Origin of the sequence: Aliinostoc sp. HNIBRCY26, from assembly GCF_050235535.1 — a bacterium.
Taxonomy (GTDB): domain Bacteria; phylum Cyanobacteriota; class Cyanobacteriia; order Cyanobacteriales; family Nostocaceae; genus Trichormus.
In genome coordinates this window covers 270,530-291,517 of the sequence record NZ_CP189852.1, presented here as the reverse complement: position 1 = coordinate 291,517, position 20,988 = coordinate 270,530, and the positions used below count along the sequence as shown (strand labels likewise).

General features: G+C 42.0%; 17 protein-coding genes. 3 read left to right on the top strand and 14 right to left on the bottom strand.

Going from position 1 to position 20,988, the window contains the following annotated elements; genetic code table 11:
* Positions 1 to 284 precede the first annotated feature (284 nt).
* From ACQFX9_RS01165 to hemJ, 4 genes are all read right to left on the bottom strand, one after another.
* Positions 285 to 548 (bottom strand): hypothetical protein, encoded by a 264-nt coding sequence (locus ACQFX9_RS01165; RefSeq protein ID WP_427160338.1) that lies wholly within the window; start codon positions 546 to 548, stop codon positions 285 to 287.
* A 393-nt stretch (positions 549 to 941) separates the two neighbouring features.
* Entirely contained in the window at positions 942 to 1,808 is an 867-nt protein-coding gene (locus tag ACQFX9_RS01160) for a DUF6671 family protein (protein ID WP_427160337.1), read from the bottom strand.
* Between the two features lie 102 nt (positions 1,809 to 1,910).
* On the bottom strand, positions 1,911 to 2,393 hold the full coding sequence (locus ACQFX9_RS01155) for a hypothetical protein (RefSeq protein ID WP_236144994.1): 483 nt from the start codon (positions 2,391 to 2,393) through the stop codon (positions 1,911 to 1,913).
* 69 nt (positions 2,394 to 2,462) lie between these two features.
* Positions 2,463 to 3,047, bottom strand: coding sequence for a protoporphyrinogen oxidase HemJ (gene hemJ, locus ACQFX9_RS01150; RefSeq protein WP_427160336.1), 585 nt, complete (start codon positions 3,045 to 3,047; stop codon positions 2,463 to 2,465).
* 471 nt (positions 3,048 to 3,518) lie between these two features.
* Between hemJ and ACQFX9_RS01145 the strand changes: the two genes are divergently transcribed.
* A complete protein-coding gene (locus tag ACQFX9_RS01145) occupies positions 3,519 to 3,902 on the top strand; it encodes a hypothetical protein (protein ID WP_427160335.1) in 384 nt (127 codons plus the stop codon).
* 124 nt (positions 3,903 to 4,026) lie between these two features.
* Here ACQFX9_RS01145 and ACQFX9_RS01140 read toward each other — a convergent pair whose 3' ends face one another.
* The 5 genes from ACQFX9_RS01140 to ACQFX9_RS01120 form a co-directional block, all read right to left on the bottom strand.
* Entirely contained in the window at positions 4,027 to 6,243 is a 2,217-nt protein-coding gene (locus ACQFX9_RS01140; protein ID WP_427160334.1) for a tetratricopeptide repeat protein, read from the bottom strand.
* A gap of 470 nt (positions 6,244 to 6,713) precedes the next feature.
* Positions 6,714 to 6,893, bottom strand: coding sequence for a photosystem II assembly protein Psb34 (psb34, locus tag ACQFX9_RS01135; RefSeq protein WP_103135787.1), 180 nt, complete (start codon positions 6,891 to 6,893; stop codon positions 6,714 to 6,716).
* A gap of 647 nt (positions 6,894 to 7,540) precedes the next feature.
* Positions 7,541 to 9,499 carry a glycine oxidase ThiO gene (thiO, locus tag ACQFX9_RS01130; protein WP_427160333.1) on the bottom strand — a complete coding sequence of 653 codons (1,959 nt, stop codon included), beginning with the start codon at positions 9,497 to 9,499 and terminating at the stop codon, positions 7,541 to 7,543.
* Positions 9,500 to 9,721: 222 nt separating this feature from the next.
* Positions 9,722 to 10,237 carry a hypothetical protein gene (locus ACQFX9_RS01125; RefSeq protein ID WP_427160332.1) on the bottom strand — a complete coding sequence of 172 codons (516 nt, stop codon included), beginning with the start codon at positions 10,235 to 10,237 and terminating at the stop codon, positions 9,722 to 9,724.
* A gap of 21 nt (positions 10,238 to 10,258) precedes the next feature.
* Positions 10,259 to 10,597: a 2Fe-2S iron-sulfur cluster-binding protein gene (locus ACQFX9_RS01120; protein ID WP_427160331.1), complete on the bottom strand. Its 339-nt coding sequence runs from the start codon at positions 10,595 to 10,597 to the stop codon at positions 10,259 to 10,261.
* Positions 10,598 to 10,672: 75 nt separating this feature from the next.
* Between ACQFX9_RS01120 and cimA the strand changes: the two genes are divergently transcribed.
* Positions 10,673 to 12,382, top strand: coding sequence for a citramalate synthase (cimA, locus tag ACQFX9_RS01115; RefSeq protein ID WP_427160330.1), 1,710 nt, complete (start codon positions 10,673 to 10,675; stop codon positions 12,380 to 12,382).
* Positions 12,383 to 12,543: 161 nt separating this feature from the next.
* Here cimA and ACQFX9_RS01110 read toward each other — a convergent pair whose 3' ends face one another.
* A complete protein-coding gene (locus ACQFX9_RS01110; RefSeq protein WP_427160329.1) occupies positions 12,544 to 12,777 on the bottom strand; it encodes a hypothetical protein in 234 nt (77 codons plus the stop codon).
* A gap of 162 nt (positions 12,778 to 12,939) precedes the next feature.
* On the opposite strand from ACQFX9_RS01110, the gene ACQFX9_RS01105 reads away from it, so the two are divergent.
* Complete coding sequence (locus tag ACQFX9_RS01105; RefSeq protein WP_427160328.1) at positions 12,940 to 15,051, top strand: flavin-dependent dehydrogenase; 2,112 nt, start codon at positions 12,940 to 12,942, stop codon at positions 15,049 to 15,051.
* Positions 15,052 to 15,216: 165 nt separating this feature from the next.
* Here ACQFX9_RS01105 and ACQFX9_RS01100 read toward each other — a convergent pair whose 3' ends face one another.
* From ACQFX9_RS01100 to ACQFX9_RS01085, 4 genes are all read right to left on the bottom strand, one after another.
* On the bottom strand, positions 15,217 to 16,770 hold the full coding sequence (locus tag ACQFX9_RS01100) for a hypothetical protein (RefSeq protein WP_427160327.1): 1,554 nt from the start codon (positions 16,768 to 16,770) through the stop codon (positions 15,217 to 15,219).
* 531 nt (positions 16,771 to 17,301) lie between these two features.
* Positions 17,302 to 18,792: an Ig-like domain-containing protein gene (locus ACQFX9_RS01095; RefSeq protein ID WP_427160326.1), complete on the bottom strand. Its 1,491-nt coding sequence runs from the start codon at positions 18,790 to 18,792 to the stop codon at positions 17,302 to 17,304.
* 97 nt (positions 18,793 to 18,889) lie between these two features.
* Complete coding sequence (locus ACQFX9_RS01090) at positions 18,890 to 19,645, bottom strand: TIGR03943 family putative permease subunit (protein ID WP_427160325.1); 756 nt, start codon at positions 19,643 to 19,645, stop codon at positions 18,890 to 18,892.
* Between the two features lie 108 nt (positions 19,646 to 19,753).
* Positions 19,754 to 20,809 carry a permease gene (locus ACQFX9_RS01085; protein ID WP_427160324.1) on the bottom strand — a complete coding sequence of 352 codons (1,056 nt, stop codon included), beginning with the start codon at positions 20,807 to 20,809 and terminating at the stop codon, positions 19,754 to 19,756.
* Between the last annotated feature and the right edge of the window lie 179 nt (positions 20,810 to 20,988).

The following is a 20,988-nucleotide window of genomic DNA, read 5'->3' as shown; positions in this document are numbered from 1 at the left end:
CGGAATGGGGGTGAGGGACAGGTTTCTGAAGTTATTTCCCAGTCCCCAGTCCCCTATACCCCAATACGGTTCAGATAAGAAAAATAAATTTCAACAAAACCAGCAAATGATCACTCAACAAAAAACGCAAGAATGATTTTGGAGGGGGTTTGGGGGACGCAACCGTCCCCCAATCGGGGGCTTGGGGGAGAATCCCCCAAATCTTGCTCATTGTCTAATAGGTAGAGCAAAAATTGAAAAATCAACTCTCACCACCTTAACTGAACCGTATTGCCCTATACCCTTTAAGCTGCTTCTCTAAATTGAGTCGAGACGTTGACTTCAGATAATGAAAGTGAAAGCTGTTCAGACTGAGGTGCGGCGGCTTGTTCTAACACTTGTACTTCTATATTGACACTGACTAAATAACTACCCGTGTCAGCACCAACTGCTTCCGCAATTAATTTGGCAAGCTCAGGACGCTTTGCAGTCAGAGGATCTCTTAAGATGCAACGATCCCATTCGTGTTTGGCTGTGGGGTTGAGATTGAGAATGTAATGTTTCATCATTGGACTAGACCCTTCTTGAATCCCTCTTCCAGAAGCTCTTGACATGGTTTTTCTACCAAGCTTTGTGAGTGCTGTATCCATTATAGTACATTTGTACTATAATGGGAAGATGCCAGCCAAAAATCATCTGCGCGGAAAGCCAGTATTTCGTTGCTAAGTCTATGCAAAATTACATAGCGTGTTTAGATATACGAACCTAGTTAAATTAGAGCAGAATTTATATATCTAATGGCAGAATTTTATTGCAGACAATAAATACTAAATAATAACTATTCCGATCACCTGACGAACTTGATTTAATTATCTACCGCTTGCTATTTAGGCAACGGTAGATTTTTTAAAAATTTACGTCAATTTTTAATTAAAAATCCACTATAGATTCTGCATCTAAAATTAAGGATTGCAATACATACACTGAGATGGATCGGCAAATTTATCTCCATGAGGAAATAACTTTTCTTCTTTAAAGCCGCATTGATGACATTCGTATAGAACTTTATAAATTAGTGTTGTTGGTGTATGGCAAATTTCACAAGGTAATCCTGGAATGCGTTCCGTAATTTCAAATCCAGGTGTTTGACATTGAGGACAACAGGTATTGATTTTATTAAGTAAGTTTTGTGTAGCTTTAGCAATATTATTCATGCGCGTAGGGTTGTAAAGTGCGCGCATATCAGTTTCTAAGTGAACTGTTTTTTCTGGTGCGCTTGTCAAAGCTAATTCTACTAATTCTGTTAACTTGGCTTTTGTATTAATCCCTTTGATGATTTCACTCTGCTGACAAATAGCATTTTCATACATTAGCACTAGACCATGTTGAGGAAACCCTATTTTTTCAGCGAATTCATATGCTTCAGTGAGGGAATTAATTACTTGATAATTAAAGTTTGTTTCCAGAGAAAATTCTTCACCGATAATTTCTAAATTATTGGTTTTATCTAATAAAATAACTATCTCTCGATTAGCAGAAAGATAAGGTAATGCCGGATGAGGATGAAAACTACCTTCACTGGCGATCGCTAATTTTTCTCCAGTGATTTCTAAGGCTTTCTCTGCTTTTAATTTAGCGGCGGCGATTTGTGTTCCCAGACGTTTAACTTCTCTAGTAAATGTGCCGAAAATATCTGTATCAAAATTCGGGGGTACTATAGTTTTAACGCCTAATCCCTGTTCTAATAGCGGTGCAATTACTTTTTCTTTATGGTGCATTGTAGCGATCACAGCCGTGCGATCGCTAAATAATTCCTGAACTCTACCCATTAATTAAACTCCCTGTGAAAAAGGCAAAAGGTAACAGACAAATCAAGTAATGCTTTACCTAATTTTCTCTCAATGCCCAATACCCCATTCTCAATACCCAATTTAAGCATTACCCGATAATAAAGGAATATTTTCCGCTATCGGATCAGTGACAATTACACCTTGCTTTTGTGACCAAAATTGACTTAAAAAATGAATTTGCCTCAATCCAACCAGTAAATTTAAACCAGGAATAAACAACCACCAAACTACAAGCGGTGCTTTCATCCCAGCTTGGCAGTATAATTCATTAACTGTTTGATATAACTTAAACTGAACTATATAAATCCAGATAATACCTAGCAAAGAAAACCAACCAAACCACCCAGGTACATCAGGATCAAAAATTCGCAAAGCTTGGGGAATTCCTACACCTAAGACAAAAGGTGCTAAACTCAAAGTCCCTGACCAACCAAACCCGTTATAGCGGCGTAGTTCTTCTTGAATAATCCACTTGTACCAGCCGTAGTACAACAACCCAGTGACTACAGACAACAAAATTACTCGCCACAAAGGACGGGGTTGACCTAATGGTTTATCGGACATATTTACGCCTGAGATATCACAACAATTTTCTTAACATTTCTTAATGTAGGATATCTCAGGTGATCTTGTCTAACTTTGTTCTTGAGGAATTTGTGGAATTTGGGCTGTGAGTTTCTCTTTATCTAATCTGCGTTTTCTCGCGTATAGCTGAATAGTCACCGCCATGAAAATAATCAGGCCGAAAATCAACCAGGCTGTGAGGTCAGTGGGAAGACTATTCTTAAACACAGCCAGCATCACGATCACTACTAACATGACTGTGGGTGCTTCATTCAAAGCCCGTAACTGTTGACTACTCCAGCGACATTCATCGGCGGCTAATTTCTTCATTAATCTACCGCAGTAGTGGTGATAAACCAATAACAAAGCGACACACAGCAGCTTGAAGTGTAACCAGCCTTGTTTTAAAACCTCTGGTTCTGTACTCAGCAAACCGATAGCCATTGCTACCGTTACCAGCATTCCTGGGGTTGTAATGATGTTGTAGAGGCGTTTTTCCATAATTTGATACTGATTTTTCAGTATCGTCCGTGCTGGTTCTGGTTCTTGGTTAGCTTCTACGTGATAAATAAATAACCTTACCAAATAAAACAACCCCGCAAACCAAACCACAATACCAATAATATGAAATGCTTTAAACCAGGAATATGCCATGAAGTGCAACCTACCTTTATGAATCTCTGCTTTTGATGATGGCTATTACTATCATTATCAGGTTACGGCAAAACATGATTTGTCATTCCAGATATTTGAAGAATTGTAAATTATGGAGTTTAGGGGCTTAGGGGTCACAGAGATGATAGTTTTGACATTGATTTTACGGTCAATACTCACCTTTTGAGGAATACCAAAAAATGAATCATCCCAAATGAACAGATTAGTAGAGTGCGTCAGGGTGAGAAAACCTAACTATACCAAGAGATTATTCATACTGACGCACCCTACAGGTTGGATATTTTTTATCTGGATGTCCCTTATTTTTGATATCTTGACTCGCTTTCTCAGGGAAATCGGTAAAACTTGAAATTAATAGAAATCATCAAATAAATTTAGCTAAAAATTCACTTGATATTTGTTAATTGATCGCATAACCTAGATTGTCAGCTATCTTCTTTCAGGAAGGTTATGAACAAAAAACTCATACTGAATTTGTTTGCTAGTTCCTCGGTTTTCGTTTCTTTAATTTCGACACTGGGAATCATTAACCCTGCTCATGCTGGTGTAAACTTAACTCAGCGATTGATACACACTGATGATGGTCGTACCTGTATTACTAATCCTCACGGTTTGAAAGATTTTGTGTGTATTCGAGATTCGGAAAGAGACCCAAAAGCGTCTTCCCCACCTAAATCAATGGTAGTTTCATCACGTCCATCAGATAATTCAGTGGCTGAACTGAACTTTACTGAGGAAGAAAGTGATATGGCAATTAAGGTGTTTGGTTGTGACTGTCCGTATTGTCTGAATTCCTTGCGGCAATTACGGGGAACTGGCAACTTGGTGTACTAGACTTGCTCAGTAATTAGGCACTTTGATGTTTGTTTTTGATATGAAGTTGATTTAGTCAACAAAAATCAGCATTCTTGTAACCAAATGCTTTTGAAATTGATGCGTAGTTGATAATTGAATATACTTAAAGCCTTGGTAAAATTTCTGGTAGTAAATGCCCAGGGACTTTAGATAAAGCCAAATTTTGTCCTTGAATTCCTAATTCATTGTGGAAAGCACGGATTGTTCTCACTACATAAGAGAAAGAAGTTTGATAGGCTTCTGGTTGTTTATTCAAACCATTTAAAGCTTGTAAATGATTTGTTAATGCTGCTTCTAAATGTTGCGATCGCTTGCTCTTATCGCCAATAAAAGTATTATCTGTAACTAACTGGTAATGGGCAAGTCCCAGGTTATTGTAAGTGGCAAATAAATCAAAACTTAAGGGTGCGTTACCTAGAGAATTAGCCAAAGCAATGGCCTCTTCATAAGCACTAATACATAGTTGTAATAAGTTTTGTTTAGCTTCTTTAGCTGTTTGCGCCAAGTTTGCTAAGTGCCAATAAGCTGTGCCTAAATTATTTTGTGTGGCGGCGCAAGCAGTAGGAACAGTAGCAGGAGTCCGGTATTTTAAAGCTTCACCGTAGACATCTATCGCTAACTGGAGATTTTCCCCTGGTTGTTCATACTGTGCTAGATTCCAGTAGGCTGTACCAATATTATTTTGAATCATCCCATATTTGAGGGGTTCTACTTGGGGATTGTAGTAAGCTAAGGCTTGTTTGTAAGCTGCGATCGCTTTTTTCAAATTAACAACCGCTTGGTTGTATTGTGCTAAATGCCAGTAAGCTGTACCTAAATTATTTTGACAAGCGGCGTACTTCAAAGGATCTGATTCTACAGTTCTGTAGCGTAAAGCCTCAGTGTAAGCTATGATAGCCTGCTGCCAATTCTCAGCCGGACTACCAAACCGCGCTAAATCTCCGTAGGCTGTTCCCAGATTATTTTGCACCCGTGCATAAGTCTCAGGATGGGTTTGGGGAGAAATGATTTTTAAAGCCGAGTTATAATACCCAATTCCTTGCTCTATGTAAGTTTTCCCTGTTTGTATATAGGTTGGCGTGCGGTACAACATCCAATAGAGTGTACCTAAATCATTGAAAGTATCTGGCAATTGTGGCGATTTTTCATCGTAGGCGATCGCTTGCTGATAAGCAATAATCGCCACCATGATATTCTCTAATGTCGATTGTCCTTGCTCTATGTGTAAGCGATATAAATCACCTAGTTGATGATAAGCAGCCGCTAACACTTCACCAACAGCTTTTTGCGAGTGTAACTTCTCAATTTCCCGCAGCAGTTCTTGTGGTTGCCACTCATCTTCCCCGACTAGAGTTGTGACATGATCATTAGTGGCTAAAACTAATTTGATTAACTCTGAGCTAACATGAGTCAACGACAACAATGATAAGTTATCAGGCTGACTAGATTGAGCAACGCTTTCCGGTTGTTGTCGTTGATTAGTGAATAAGTGAGTGTCTGCGGCTGAAGACTCTTGCTTGAAGTTGGAATACTCATCTTTTGGTTTTATGGGTAATTCCAGAGCTTCTCTATACTCAAACTCAGTTTCAGTCGGAACTGCTACTTCTGTATCTCTACCTGCATCTTCTAACATTGATTGCTCAGTATTGCCTAGTGGCAAACCCCTAGAATTAGTAAAACGTTCGGGATGCGATTTATTTTGTGTTGTCGGTGTGGGTTCTCCAGCAAAAACAAACACACCAGTCCGCCAACGCCAAAACTGTGGTGCTGACTGCTGAATAGCCGCCAACCAAGGACGCGATAACCATAACAGTACACTAGATTCTAGAAACCGATTCGATTCTTGAGCAAAAAAATATTGTTCGCTTAAACGTAAATAATGCAAAAATAATCGTTGACTTGCTACCGATTGTTTTGTCAACTGTTCCACACCAACAAGCTGAAATGTTGGTATGGGAAGAGGTTTTCCAGGAGTATCTTTAGAACCACCCACTATCGGGGGTGGATAATTCCTTAACCATTGATTAATTTGTTCGATGGGATTCGGCTCGTGCAAATTTAACCGCAATGTTACTAATCGAGGATAAGCCGGTGTACTAGTCGTTTCCTTTCCATCACCTGGCTGATATAAGATTTGTCCCACAGGATAAGCCAAAGTTGAATGTAAACGAGCCGCTACTTGATTCCTCAAGTGTAAATCATCACATACCGCCAAAAATATTTGTCGCCGCAAACCCAGGCTGAGGGCAAGTTTTAGGCGGTGATATACTTGCCGATTCCAAGCAGAATTATCGGAACGGGCGGGATCATTCATGCTCATGAAGTTCAACGGCCAAGGTAAATAAGCAAGGAACAGGGGAGAAAAACCGCATGATTAATAGACGCGTTTTTCTCAAGAGTCAGGAAGTTATCACCCGCTAAGGGTTTTAGTGTAGCAGAACAACCTTAAGAGGATGCAAGCTAGATGCAGCTTCTTAGAGAGGAGTTCAGCCTTGAAATTGGTCATTTTGCTGAAACCTCCATCAGTTTAAACTTTCTTCAGGGTGGATTAAAGCAAAACAAATGTCTAAACTATGACTATGAACAAGTAAATATGACTATAATCAGGATAAATCTATACTAAATTTTTTATTTTGGATCTCTCTTGTTTCAGTTTTAGTGATTGTACTGGTATAAAAGAGTTTTTGACTGAATAGAATTAATCTTCATAAAAAATAAAAATCCAGGTTTCTAGCAGATGGAAACCTGAAACACATAATAAAAGAAATTTTTGATTAAATTTTCTTATTCTTAGCTGAGATTAGAAACAGAGAAAGCGACGAAAATTAGACCACCAACCAAGATTGTTGCTGCAACACCTAAAATTACATAGTTGCGCTTTTGTGCTGCTGTCGGAGGTTCTGCACGATAAACCTTTGGTTCTTGGGCAAAATTATTTAAACGTCCGCCTTCTTCGTTGGTATAGGGCATGAATTAATTCCTTGGACTCAATTTTTTATTTAATCTTATAAAGATATGTATCTGCTATCGATCAGATCAGATATAAATCGTTACATAATTTGAGAGACATTAACATTAGGCAGTATCTACGAATTACCAGCATATTCAACAATCGTATGTGGATGTACTACCGTAAGACCAGAAATGCCTGAAAAATCATTTGGATTAAGGGTTAAAACGTGACTGATATCATACGCAAGCATAATTGCAACAATACGAGCATCATGAGTCCGTTTACCCTTTATTTGATTTACAGTGACTAAATTCAACCATGTTGGAAATATTTGTAATATTTCCTCTGCAAGTGGAAAACGCTCAAGTAATGAATCAATAACAGTCCGTGTCTGTTTAATTGACCAACCTAACCCATTGACATCAATAGGGCTGATATCCTGTGGGATCTCGGTGATCTGAATTTGCCCATCCTGATAGATGCCCCCAATGGTTTTTAGTATAAGTTACTGTCAGGTTGGTATTTCCTTTCATTCTGACTTGAAAAAGGGGTATAGGGGTATAAGGGTATAGGGGTGTAAGGGAAAGACTTTTTCATGTTTTCTTGTGTACGCAGTTCATGATGGCTACTAACTCCCGTCAAAAGGCTATGCCTGGAAGATTAACTAACTAACAATCGTACCAGTCAGGGGAGAACTAGCACTGGCGTAGGATTTGATGGGCATTCGTCCGGCTAAATAGGCTAAACGACCGGCTTGTGTGGCTAAATTCATGGCGCGCGCCATTGCTATAGGATTTTGAGCTAAAGCGATCGCACTATTAATTAATAACGCATCTGCGCCTAATTCCATTGCTTGGGAGGCTTCTGAAGGTGCGCCAATCCCCGCATCCACAACTACAGGTATATTGGCATTCTCAATAATGATTTGGATATTTGCAGTGGTTTTTAAACCCTGTCCTGAACCGATGGGGGAAGCTAAGGGCATAACAGTTGCACAGCCTACTTCCTCCAATCGTTTAGCTAACATCGGGTCAGCATTAATATAAGGCAACACGGCAAAACCTTCTTTTACCAGTTGTTCGGCAGCTTGTAATGTCCCAATCGGATCAGGGAGTAAATATTTCTGGTCTGGAATCACTTCTAACTTAATAAAATTATTATCTTCCTGTCCCAATAGTTTTGCCATTTCTCGCCCTAAACGCGCCACGCGAATTGCTTCTTCGGCAGTTTGACAACCTGCTGTATTGGGTAACATCCAAATTTTTGACCAATCTAAAGCTTCCGCTAAACCTTCATGTCCTGGTGCTTTTGTCTGTACTCTTCTTACTGCCACAGTGACAATTTGGCAACCACTAGCCTCAACACTTTGCTGCATTTCCTCAATGCTGCGATACTTACCTGTACCGGTCATCAGGCGGGAGTGGAAGGTTTTACCGGCGATTGTGAGGGGGGATTGGGGACACTTCGACAAGCTCAGTGCATCGCTGGGGACTGGGGATTGGGGATTGGAGACTGGGGATTGGGAAATGAGCATGGGGGTAGATGGCTGTTTTTGAAAGCGAGAATAGTGGAAATGGGAGAGGAGAGGGTCTGATTTTTGTTCCCAAACTAAATCAGCGATGAGTTGGGCGGTGATGGGTGTAAGTAAGATACCGTTGCGGTAATGACCTGTAGCCAAGGTGAGATTCGCACAGTGGCTAGTGCCTAAGATGGGCAGTTCATCGGGAGTTCCGGGGCGAAATCCCCACCAAAATTCTTGTATGGGATAATGCTGTAATTCTGGGTATAAACGCATCGCGCCTTGCAGTAAAGCTTGCATCCCATCAGGGGTATTATGGGGAGTAAAGCCCACATCTTCACTAGTTGCCCCAATAATAATGGAACGATCGCGCCTGGGTACGATGTAGATATTGTCTCCAAATAACACCCGCTTTAAAGGCAGTTCTGGCAGAGAGTCGGGAACTCTGACACTCAACATTTGCCCTTTGCGGGGGAATACGGGTATAGGCAGTAATTGATTAGACCAAGCCCCCGTCGCCAAAACATAATGGTCAGCCCGAATGATGCCCATATTAGTTTGAACACCTATAACCTGACCTTGTTGTTGTAAGAAAGCTTCGACTGTCACACCATCCTTGAGTTCTACACCCAAAGACTCAGCCGCAGTCCACAACACATGAACTAAAGCCCGATTATCAACTTGGGCATCTTCTGGATACCACCAACCGCCAACGACATCTGAGCCTAATCCTGACTGATAGTGATGGATAGCAGTTTTATCTAACCAATAGGCAGGCGATTCTCCCTTGTCTTTGATATCCCCCTGCGGCTCATAAACTGGGGCTAAAATTCCACAAGCCCAGTAACCAGTCTTTAAGCCCGTTAAATTCTCTAATTTTTGTGTCCAGTCTGGATATAATGAGCGCGATCGCCAGCACAAGGACTTCATCGCCCCATCGGTAATTCTTTCTGCATCTGGGGCTAACATTCCGGCGGCGGCGTGGGAAGCAGCAGCTTGGAAATCACGACAAAGCACGGTGACATTTGCCCCGCGCCACTTCAATTCAACGGCGATCGCTAAACCAATAACGCCGCCACCAATAATTACAATCTCACCAGTCATTAGTTAGTAGTCATTAGTCATTAGTCATCAGTGGGCTAGTACAGTCTTAGGGATTTCCCCTATGAAGAACTAGCTTTCCCTGGAGGAATACCCGAAGGGTCATTAGTCAACAACTAATGACCAATAAATTGTAACTAACAACTAGTAACACCAGGAAATAAACAGAGCAGCACAGGAGCAAAATCAGTGATCACTGATCACTGAACAATGTCCCATACCCAATTACCACAAAGCGCGAATGGGTTCTCGGTCTTGATTACTGGGAGATGAAGTAGTAGTAGATTGCACTTCTGTAGTTGTGTCTGAACTATTATCAGTAGTATTTTCAGAACTGTTGTTATTGGAAGTATCGTTATTGTCAGAGGATGATGGTGACTCGTTAGCGTTACTCTGAGCTACGTTTGTCCGGCTAGTGGAACGGCGATCTTCTTGAGAAACGTTACCTCTTTCTTCACTAGAACTATCACTAGTATTATCGCTAGAGTTATCACCAGCATTGAAATCTTCTTGTTGAGCTACATTACTTCTGTTTTCGGGCGTAGTAGCATTGCCTCTATTCCTGCTGGGTGCAGAGCTATTAACATTAATGTTGGCTGGGAGAACTTTGGATGCTTTATCTCCAGGGGCGTTGTTACTGACTGTTTGAGGCTCACGCATCGGAAAATTAATTCCTAGCAATGTTCCCATTAAAATTGCCAAGCCTCCAGCCATTAAAACTAGTGGTGTCCATCTACCCATCTTGATTTTCTCCTTTTTAACCTAACCTTCTGGTTGCCATACGACTTGAGAACCTTGACCCCAAAATCCGTCAAATTTTGTTACTTTTACGTCGCCTAGCACTTGAGTCTGACAAGCTAAACGCAGGTTTTTTGTAGGAGAATGGGGAGGAAGCGATCTCCGCGTTTGATCACGCCAATTCGCTGCTGACACCTCACCCTCTACTTTAACCGCACAAGTTCCGCAACTACCAATTCCTCGACAGTTTATTAGCCTAGCACCGCCATTGTAGAGGTCAATACCATTTTCTAGTAGAACTTTGCGTAAATTAGCTCCGCTATGACACTCAATTGTTTGACCTTGAGCCAGTAACTTAGGCATATTCTAATTACCAAATAGACTTTTTGTTGTATCTTGACACATTGCTTGTAAAGTTGTATCAACAGTTTGATTCTTATGACCACAAATCCCTTACCCCAAATTTGGCTTTATGACACCACACTACGGGATGGCACTCAGCGCGAAGGGTTATCAGTTTCCATAGAAGACAAGCTACGCATTGCTTACAGACTAGATCAATTAGGGATTCCTTTTATAGAAGGTGGGTGGCCTGGGGCTAACCCTAAAGATGTTCAATTTTTCTGGCAGTTACAAGAGAATCCGCTTAAACAATCAGAAATTGTGGCATTTTGTTCAACTCGTCGCCCGCACACCACAGCGTCCGAGGAACCAATGCTACAGGCCATACTGACTGCGGGGACTCGCTGGGTAACAATTTTCGGCAAATCCTGGGATTTACACGTCACATCAGGTCTAAAAACGACTTTGGAAGAAAATTTAGCGATGATTCGCGATACGATCGCGTTTTTTCGCACTCAAGGACGGCGAGTAATTTACGATGCGGAACACTGGTTTGATGGTTATAAGCAGAATCAAGACTACGCTTTACAAACTCTCAAAGCCGCAATGATGGCTGGGGCAGAGTGGCTAGTTCTGTGTGATACCAATGGCGGGACTTTACCCCATGAAGTGAGTCAGATTGTGCAGGATGTGGTACAGGCGACTGGGGAATGGGGAATGGGGAATGGGGAATGGGGAATGGGGAATGGGAAAAAAGATGATTCCTCATTATCAATGCCCAATTACCAATGCCCAATTCCCCAAATCGGGATACATACTCATAATGATTCAGATATGGCGGTAGCCAATGCCCTAGCAGCTGTGATGGCGGGGGCAACTATGGTACAAGGCACAATTAACGGTTATGGTGAACGGTGTGGCAATGCTAACTTATGTTCACTGATTCCTAATTTACAATTAAAGCTGGGCTACAGTTGTATCGCTGAACACCAGCTGATTCAACTAGCAGAAGCTAGTCGCTTTGTGAGTGAAGTGGTGAATTTAGCCCCTGATGAACACGCGCCTTTTGTGGGACGTTCGGCTTTTGCCCACAAGGGTGGTATTCATGTGTCGGCGGTGGAGAGAAATCCCCTGACTTATGAACATATTCAGCCAGAACAGGTGGGCAATCGTCGCCGGATTGTGATTTCGGAACAGTCTGGGGTTAGTAATGTGTTAGCTAAAGCCAGGAGTTTTGGTATTGAAATTGACAAGCAATCCCCCGAAACTAAGCAAATTCTCCAGCGTCTCAAAGAGTTAGAAAGTGAAGGTTATCAATTTGAGGCGGCTGAGGCTAGTTTTGCACTGTTGATGTATGAGGCTTTAGGCGATCGCCAGAAATTTTTTGAGGTGAAAGGTTTTCAAGTCCACTGTGATTTAGTGGAGGGGAAAGAATCTAATAATGCTCTAGCTACAGTGAAATTAGCTGTTAATGGTGAAGATAAATTAGAAGCTGCCGAAGGTAATGGCCCTGTAGCGGCGTTAGATGCAGCTTTACGCAAAGCTTTAAGGAATTTCTACCCGCAAATCGCCAATTTTGAATTGACAGATTACAAAGTGCGGATTCTCAACGGACATCGGGGGACAGCATCTAAAACTCGTGTGCTAGTGGAATCGGGTAACGGTTCTCAACGTTGGACGACTATTGGCGTTTCGACAAATATTTTGGCAGCTTCCTATCAAGCAGTTGTGGAGGGCTTGGAATATGGTTTGTTACTGCATTTTCAAGCATCTCAAGGTTTAGGGTTTAGGGGTGTGAGGGTGTAAGGGTGAAAAGCGATCGCTGGGAGGAGTGCTGAGTGATGAGTGCTGTTAGCGGTGGCGCGGCGTTTAGTCGGTGCTGAGTGATGAGTGCTGAGTGCTGAGTGCTGAGTTAGGGGATTTTTCTCCCCTGCTCCCTGCCCCCTGTCCCCTGCTCCCCTGCCTCCTTAACTAAAACTCTCCCAAGCTTGACTAACTAACTTACTCAGCCAACGACGTTGCTGCTGGTCTAACACTGGGTCATCAGCTAGCAATTGGGCTGTCAACTCTTCTAAAGATTGTCCTTGGGAACGGACGATTTTAATGACTCCTGCGATCGCTGAGGCGACTAATTCTTCATCTATCGGCTGTTGTTTTAACGCAAAAATTTCTTGAGGACTGTCTGGAATGGGATAATTCATGGCGTGGGTTTATTAAACTTAGGAAATGGAAAAAAGTTTTGACAAATTATTAAAAATTCTTTACTGAATCTTTATTGAAACCAATAGGGCGGAGTTTAGCGTACTTGATGCCTTTCGCATATCTGCCTGGATAAGTAGATTAATCACAGATGTCAGAAAAACATGAAAGAAATCCTTTATCTCGAAGTTCCGATTTCGGACACGGCAACTGTACGTAGTTGGCTGCAATCAGAGTTTGACCCAGGAAATTGGGAAAAAATACTGACTCCAGATGGATTCCGCCTGAAATTATCTAGTAAATATACAACAGGTGGTACTAATTTTTCCGAAAATTTACCGAAAGAAATCTCTGTATTTGTTTGGTCTGTCCAAAGAACTACTTACCTTAAGGTCTTCCGATGGGCAGATACACCCCTTCCCCAAGAACAAGATTTTCTGCAACAGTTAACAAAAGCCGTCAGACAGCGTTTTCCCCATTGCTACCCCGAACCACCAGCAATTGATTTATCACAGCAATCGATTTTTGAGGCTTTAGCCCCTTACTATCCCCTAACGGTGAAATATTTCCAAAAAATGCCCAATGGGGAATATGACCTCAAGCGCGCCTATTGGTGGGAACAAAGATGGCGTGAGGGAGTGCGGCATCCTCAAAAGCCTCGTCAGGTGCTGTTTGTACGAGAAGATGGGGCAGGAAAAACACCCAATCCCCAATCCCTAATCCCCAATCACCAATACGACTTGATTTATATCGGCGGTGCGCTGGGGGTAATTCATGCAGCAGTGATGGCACAATTGGGTTACAAAGTGCTGCTGGTGGAACGTCTGGCGTTTGGACGGATGAATCGGGAATGGAATATTTCCCGTGATGAACTTCAAAGTTTGGTGAACTTGGGTTTATTTACGCCAGCTGAATTGGAAACGATTATTGTCAGAGAATATAAGGACGGATTTAATAAGTTTTTTGACGGCAATAATCCACCTAAATTGCGATCGCCTATTTTACATACGCCAACGGTGCTAAATATATCTTTAGACTCCGATAAATTATTGCGGTTATGTGGACAAAAGTTAACAGCCGCAGGTGGCGAAATTTGGGATGAAACAGAGTTTTTGCAAGCCAATATTGATCAATCACAAGTTGTAGTCACACTCCAGCATTTACCCACTCAAACACAAAAGCAAGTGAGTGGTAGGCTTTTGGTGGATGCAATGGGAACGGCTTCCCCCATTGCTTGGCAATTAAACGGTGGACGCGCTTTTGATAGTGTCTGTCCGACGGTGGGAGCAGTGATTGACAAGGGATTTGCCCCTGGTGTGTGGGATTCACAGTATGGTGATGTATTGTACAGCCACGGCGATATTTCACGGGGTAGACAATTAATTTGGGAATTGTTTCCTGGTGCGGGTGAAGAACTGACAATTTATCTATTTCATTACCACGAAGTTAATCCAGAAAACCCCGGTTCTTTGCTAGAGATGTATGAGGATTTCTTTACGATTTTGCCGGAGTATCGCCGATGTGATTTAGAGCAGTTGGTGTGGAAAAAGCCAACCTTTGGCTACATACCAGGGCATTTTAGTGTAAATAGTCGCGATCGCCAAGTGGCCTTTGATCGATTAATTGCAATTGGTGATGCCGCGTCTTTACAATCACCCTTGGTATTCACGGGTTTCGGTTCGCTGGTACGTAATTTAGAACGTCTCACCACTTTATTAAATGTTGCACTCAAGCATGATTTGATGAGTCAACGCCATTTGAACTTAATCCGCGCTTACCAAAGTAATGTGTCTGTCACTTGGCTATTTTCTAAAGGGATGATGGTTCCTACCGGAAAATTCCTCCCACCCCAACGCATCAATGCCATGTTAAATACATTCTTTGGGTTATTAGCTGATGAACCCCTGGAAGTAGCCGACAACTTTATTAAGGATCGTTGTACTTGGTTAACTTTTAACCGCCTAGCATTGAAAGCAGCACGTATCAACCCTGCTTTAATTTGGTGGATTTGGGAAATGGCTGGCTGGAAAGATTTACTCAGATGGTTAGGAAATTACGTCAATTTTGGTCGTCACGCCTTAGTAAGTGCTGTACTAAGTGCTTGGTTTCCCAGTTTTCTCATCTGGGTTCAACCCAAACTAGAACCCCGTTATCCAGGAATATGGCTGTGGTTACTAAGTATTAACTACGCTATCACCACAGGTAGACCGCGATCGCCCCAGCAGTTTGCTAATGCTAACTTAGGGAACGAAACTCTTCGTTCGGAAGGAGTGTAATACGGATTTTGGATTTTGGATTTTGGATTTTGGATTAAAAGCCTAGATTCCTAGACTGTTCCAGAATCTCAAAACAATTCTACCTATCCTAATTCGGTATAAGAGTGTAAGGGAAAATTCATACTTGTTTTTCCCTATACCCCTCCTATACCCCTATACACCTGTTCATTGCTTAAACTTCGGTAATTCCACCGATGCTAAAGATTTACGTCCTTTTGGTGGACGCTGGGGATAAACTACTGGCGAAGGTGATTGAGAATCTTGATCAACAACTTCTCCCCCTAATTCTGGAGGTAAATCACCTAAACCGAAATTTTCATGTTGTGGATAGGGTTCACTGTGAAGATTTTCTGGTGTTGGAGTAGGTTTATCTGTAGACGATAGATTAAATGACAATGTAGCAGAGTTATTTACTGGAGGTATGATTTCTGTAAATTTGATTGCTGGGTTGTCTGGTGTCGTTTCTGGTGCTGTATCGTCTTCAACATTTGTCGCCCAAGTTTCCCAAACTGGATTTTCTTCAGCTTGATGATCAGAATGAAGTTCTGTTACTGGTGGTTGTGTAGGTGTAGTTCCACTTCCAGACTGAGACGCAAAAAACATTTGAATCAGGCTATCTATTTGCTCATCTAGTTCTGGCGATGGTGTTACAGATATCACTTCTTCTGGTTGAGTTACAGGTTCACTTTCCCCAGTTCCCATTGATGGTTCTGGCTGTGGTGGTGAGGGAGTTTGTTCTTTAGGCGGCCAGTTCCAAATCGGCGAAGGGTTGGGAACAGCGTAACTACTGGTAAATGGAGGTGGTAATGAAGGTTCACTTGTTACCTGATCAGTATTTTCTGTTGGTGATTCTGGTTCTGCTGACCAAGGTTTAATCGGCTGTGCATTAGGAAACAAAGACCTGGCTTTTTTGGCAAACCGCGATTTGTGGGGGACTGAACTTGGGGGCTTATCGGTAGCAGTATCAGAAGAATCATAACTGGGAATAGATGTTTCTAGACATTTTTCCAGTGCGGCTTTAAATTGTAATGTTTGACGTTGTTGTCGCATTAACCTAGTCCGCAACTCCCGACAGGCGTTTTCTGACTGCAATACTTGTTGAGATTGTTCGCTATAGTTTGTTTGTAATAAAGTGCATTCCCTTTCTAACTGGGCAATGCGTTGTTGACTGATTTGTAATTGGGCTTTGTAACTTTCAATTAAGATTTCTTGACGCTGTGCTGTTTGGGCTGTAGTTTCTAGCTGTTGGAATAATGATTGAATTTGTTCTTGAGCCGCAGCAAGTTCTTGTGCTTGCTGATTGAGCATAGATTCTGTAACGCTAGAGCGTCTTTTTTGCCACTGTAGAGCCTTTTCTGACTCTACCAATTCATCTTTAAGATGTTCTACTTGCTGATATAACTCATTATTGGCAGTACGCAATTCTGTATTTAGTGCCAAGAGTTTTTGAAATTCTTCTGCAATCTGTGTTTGCTGTTCACTATCAGGTTCTACAACCCAATCTGACTGTACATGATTATCTTGGGGAACATCAGCAGTTGTGTGATGGTGCGGCTCATCTGATGCGGGGTTGAGGAGTGGCAATTTAGCAACGCTTACATTGTCAGCAGGTACGACTGAATAAAAAGGACAGATAGTTTGTTCTGGTTGTAGAGAATTAGCAGAAGAATTAGGAGATTCCATCACATTCCTGTTATTTGAGGTGTCGGCTTCATTCATCACTCTTGAACCACCCACTTAATCAATGTTCAGCATTGCTGATCAACCGTCTAGGGAATAAGTTTACAGCCAAGCTATAGTTTTCCCTAGCTTAAGTAGTCATTATTGATTAGTGTTCCCCATTTTGCATCTATAACTGATGTCGTTATAACATTAAAAACTGACCCCCCGTCAACCTGAGATATTGGGGGGATTTTGAGTTTAAATGCTACAGATGTATGAGTTGCTGTACAGATACTGAAATATTTTGGTTCAAGCGGACTTGGCTTTAGTCAAAAGTTATGTGGTAGCAGCTCCCTAGTTGAAATTCACACGCTGGAGAAACACTATATCTGTATATAATTTATCAAAAACACCTTTGGGATAGTCAATAGGAAAAGTCAAAAATTTAAAAATGGGGGTTGGGGATTGGGGACTGGGAAGAAATCAATTCAAAATCCTCTACGATTTAGCGGTAGTGTTGCATAGCAAAGGTTTGCCCCTACAAAAGTCAAAATTCTTGCCTTTTGCCTTTTGCCTTCTGCCCAGTAACTATGGCAACCAACGGGGATGGAAACCAATTAGAGGAAGCTTTTCTGGTTTAATGGTGCTGATAGCTGCATCAGAAATGGGCAGTAGGGGCATTAACCATAGACTACTAGTGGCGATCGCTTCACCTTCATCAGTCTTCAAATTGTTTGCAGATGGTTTACTAGTATTGGTTTCGGGAACTACTTGGTCAAATAGCAAGGCTAAACCATCAGGTGATAAACTCATCTGCACGTTTCTTTGTTCCACTGGTAAGACTAATAGTGGTTTCTGCTGCTGGTTTTTTAGATCAATTGCTACTAAGTAAGGCTGTTCTATATATTGTGCCTGAGAGACGAGTTGTGTTAATAGGCAGTAGAGGGTAGGTGAAGCAGGATCAAACTGGCAACTGAGAATTGAGCCTGTAGTCTTGACTAGGGGTTTCTGTGTACCTTGATTGGTGACTAAAAATAATTCTTTCGTAAAGTCAGTATTAAATTTGACCATAGCTGCTTGAGAGCCATCCTTAGAAAAGGATTGTACTAAACCAAACTGTGGCAGAAAATCTAAGGGTTTGCTGGCATCTTGTTGCAGAGGCAAAATTGCAGCCCCTTGTCCTTGGGCAATGGCTACGGCTTTACTGTCAGGAGTAATTAGGAAATCTCCTCCTGGTTGACTTTGTAAACGTTGGGGTTGAAGTTTTTCGCCTGGTGGAATGTTCGCTGGCATAAACCACAATCCAAAGTCGCTGGGATTGTTTCTATTTCCTCTTTGTACGACTATTGTTTGTCCGTCTGGTGATAAGTCGAATTTGAGATTTTGATAGTCTTTATTGTCTAAAACTAGCTCGATTAAACCTGCTGTGGTCGGTGATGCACCAACTTTGGCAGAAACTCCTGTGGTGACAGTATATATTTTCGCTGATAGTAAGTCTTGATTATTGCTAGCACGGGCTGAAAACAGGATTTTTTCCCCCTCTGGATAGGCTTTAAAGTCCATCACGACTAACTCTTTGGGGGTGAGGACTGTTTTTTGTTCTTGAGTTAAGTTGTAAAGAATTAAACGGCCTTTATCTTCTTGGTCAGCTCCTATGTAGAGAATTACGCGATCGCGCGTGGTAAACTGACCCAAGAAAGGCTGTATTACCCGCTTCTTATCTTCTGGCGGCGCAAATTTATCTTTAGCTCCTTGTAACTCAACTTTATAGTTTGTGCCGTAGGGTGCAGGTGTTAACAGTGTATAAACCATCCGTCGCCCAGCCCAACTGATTTTACCCGCTAGGGGTGGGTCAATTTTTAAATTATCCTCGACACTTTTAGCATTCATAGGACGGCTAAAAGTGAGGGTAAAAGAAATATCTTCTGCCCCAATTTGCTGATTTTGCCAAGAAAAATCCCGCACCCGCGCTGCTACGACATCACCTTGCAAAATGAGCAGCCCAATCAACAAACTGAGCAACAGCATTAAAGCGATCGCTATTCGATCTAATGGTTGGAGGAAAGATTTGGTAGTCATTAGTCAATAGTTATTAGTCATTAGTCATTAGTCATTAGAGAACAGGGAACAGTTTTTCTCATCTCCTACCTTGTCCCCAGTCCCTAATCCCCAGTCCCTAATAACTATACGGATTGGGTGGCTGGGGAATTTTTTTCAAGGAACTGGCGGCGATGGTGAGTTGGCGTTTACCACTTATGGTTTCTGTCACCATTTTTCCTTCTATTTCTAGCCAAGTGTCAGGGGTGTATCTTTCTTGACCTTCTGTGAGTTTTACGGGTAAGCCAACGGGATAGGCATCTGCGGCGCAGCAGGTGAGAACAAATCTGGCGAGAAATATGTATTCTTTACCCATGTCTGGTGGGTGTATGACAAACCCTTGCACTTTCACTTTTTGACCTGTGTATCCGTCTGGCTCAGGGTAAACGCTGAGTGTGCGTACCCAGTCTACCAGCGATCGCTCTTCTGGACGAGTGGAAGCCCGAAAGGCTTGGGGTTGTACACGAGAATTAGTTAACTCTGTTACACCTCTTTGTAGTGCTTTATCGCTGGCGAATACTTGGGGTGTGATGATTATTCCTGAGATTGCTGAGATAATTAGCAAACTACTACCCCATCCAGGCGCGAAGAAGTTAACGTGCTGAAGATTGGGTGTAACCTCCCGTCTTCGCCGCCGCCATAGTTCTTTTGCTTTCAAGAAAGCGATGACAATCAAGGCGACACCACATACAACTACTAAACCAAAGAAATTGGGATGAATTAACAAATTGAGCTTGCCAGTTACCCAATACCTCAGCATTAATACCCCCCAAGATGCAATTGCTAATACATCCAGCCAGGGCAGAAATTTATTTTGGGGTTGAGATTTAGTCATTAGTCAATAGTCATTAGGCAAATAAGTTACTTTGATTTTTCTCCCCCTGTCTCCCTTGTCTCCCTTGTTTTCCTTGTCCCTCTCACCCTCACACCCCTAAACCCCTAACTAGATTACGTGCAAGTTAATGAACAGGGTAAATAAAAACGTCAGTTGTCCTGCTAGGGCAAATAGGTAAAAGATGGTTTTGGGTTTGAACATGGATAACATCAAACCTACGCTTTTGATGTCAATCATGGGGCCGAAGACCAAAAAGGCTAGTAATGAACCACTGCTGAAGGCAGAGGCGAAGGATAGGGCGAAAAAGGAATCGACTGTGGAACAAATGGAAACGACGGCGGCTAACACTAGCATGACCAAAATGGAGGTAATGGGGCCTGCGCCAAGGTTGAGGATTAAATCGCGGGGGGCTAACACTTGAATCGCGGCCGCGATCGCACTTCCTAAAACCATGACACCACCTAATTCCCGCAATTCTTGAATGCTGTTATCTAGCACTAAACGTAATTTGTCTGCTTTGCTTTTACCTGTGTTGAGGTTGGGTTCACTGGTGGGGAGTTGGTTAGCATCTAATCTTGTCGTCATCCCAGATCTACCACCTAAAATATAAGTCCCAGAACGCAAAATATTAGGTGTGTTGATGGCTGGTTTTCCTGTTGTTGATTTACCTCGGCGTTTTTGTTCTGGATTGGGAGGGGGATTAAATTTTAAGTAACGGGCGATCGCTGGTTGTACTATGGGTTGCAAGTCGGTTTGAAAACTAAACACATAGCCAATAATTGTCGCAATTAATAATGAAAAGACCACTCGCAAAACTACAATTTCTGGCTGATCACGAAATGCTGTCCATGTCGCCCAAATGACAATCGGGTTGATTGTTGGTGCTGCTAGTAAAAAACCAACTGCTACAGGTGTTGGTACTCCTTGCATTAGCAACCGCCTAGCAACAGGCACATTGCCACATTCACACACTGGAAACAAAAAGCCAACCATACTACCAACTAAAGCACCTAGTAGCGGGTTTTGGGGCATTTTCTCGACTAATTTGCGCTCATCTACGAAAAATAGCAGCAAACTGGAGAATAAAACCCCTAGAAGCAAAAAAGGCATCGCCTCGACTAGCAAACTCAAAAATATAGTGAAACCATTGTTCAATTGATTCATGGGTGTCGCAGTCAAAAGCGGTTTGATGTTTTGAGGTTATGCTTAGTCATTCTATCTGAATCAGGTTCAAACACATTTGAATTAGATACAACATCATTCAAAACAGTTAATTGATAGATGTTAGAAATTTGAGTGGTAGTCTTCATAGCTATCAATAAATTATTGATAGATTTTTGATG

What these genes read in the sequence shown, in the direction of transcription:
- ACQFX9_RS01120 (WP_427160331.1), bottom strand. Translation starts at nt 10,597, where the DNA reads ATGCCTAAGTTACTGGCTCAAGGTCAAACAATTGAGTGTCATAGCGGA.
- ACQFX9_RS01100 (WP_427160327.1), bottom strand. Translation starts at nt 16,770, where the DNA reads ATGAATGAAGCCGACACCTCAAATAACAGGAATGTGATGGAATCTCCT.
- ACQFX9_RS01085 (WP_427160324.1), bottom strand. Translation starts at nt 20,809, where the DNA reads ATGAATCAATTGAACAATGGTTTCACTATATTTTTGAGTTTGCTAGTC.
- ACQFX9_RS01160 (WP_427160337.1), bottom strand. Translation starts at nt 1,808, where the DNA reads ATGGGTAGAGTTCAGGAATTATTTAGCGATCGCACGGCTGTGATCGCT.
- ACQFX9_RS01155 (WP_236144994.1), bottom strand. Translation starts at nt 2,393, where the DNA reads ATGTCCGATAAACCATTAGGTCAACCCCGTCCTTTGTGGCGAGTAATT.
- ACQFX9_RS01140 (WP_427160334.1), bottom strand. Translation starts at nt 6,243, where the DNA reads ATGAGCATGAATGATCCCGCCCGTTCCGATAATTCTGCTTGGAATCGG.
- thiO (WP_427160333.1), bottom strand. Translation starts at nt 9,499, where the DNA reads ATGACTGGTGAGATTGTAATTATTGGTGGCGGCGTTATTGGTTTAGCG.
- ACQFX9_RS01145 (WP_427160335.1), top strand. Translation starts at nt 3,519, where the DNA reads ATGAACAAAAAACTCATACTGAATTTGTTTGCTAGTTCCTCGGTTTTC.
- ACQFX9_RS01125 (WP_427160332.1), bottom strand. Translation starts at nt 10,237, where the DNA reads ATGGGTAGATGGACACCACTAGTTTTAATGGCTGGAGGCTTGGCAATT.
- psb34 (WP_103135787.1), bottom strand. Translation starts at nt 6,893, where the DNA reads ATGCCCTATACCAACGAAGAAGGCGGACGTTTAAATAATTTTGCCCAA.
- ACQFX9_RS01105 (WP_427160328.1), top strand. Translation starts at nt 12,940, where the DNA reads ATGAAAGAAATCCTTTATCTCGAAGTTCCGATTTCGGACACGGCAACT.
- ACQFX9_RS01095 (WP_427160326.1), bottom strand. Translation starts at nt 18,792, where the DNA reads ATGACTACCAAATCTTTCCTCCAACCATTAGATCGAATAGCGATCGCT.
- cimA (WP_427160330.1), top strand. Translation starts at nt 10,673, where the DNA reads ATGACCACAAATCCCTTACCCCAAATTTGGCTTTATGACACCACACTA.
- hemJ (WP_427160336.1), bottom strand. Translation starts at nt 3,047, where the DNA reads ATGGCATATTCCTGGTTTAAAGCATTTCATATTATTGGTATTGTGGTT.
- ACQFX9_RS01090 (WP_427160325.1), bottom strand. Translation starts at nt 19,645, where the DNA reads ATGACTAAATCTCAACCCCAAAATAAATTTCTGCCCTGGCTGGATGTA.
- ACQFX9_RS01110 (WP_427160329.1), bottom strand. Translation starts at nt 12,777, where the DNA reads ATGAATTATCCCATTCCAGACAGTCCTCAAGAAATTTTTGCGTTAAAA.
- ACQFX9_RS01165 (WP_427160338.1), bottom strand. Translation starts at nt 548, where the DNA reads ATGATGAAACATTACATTCTCAATCTCAACCCCACAGCCAAACACGAA.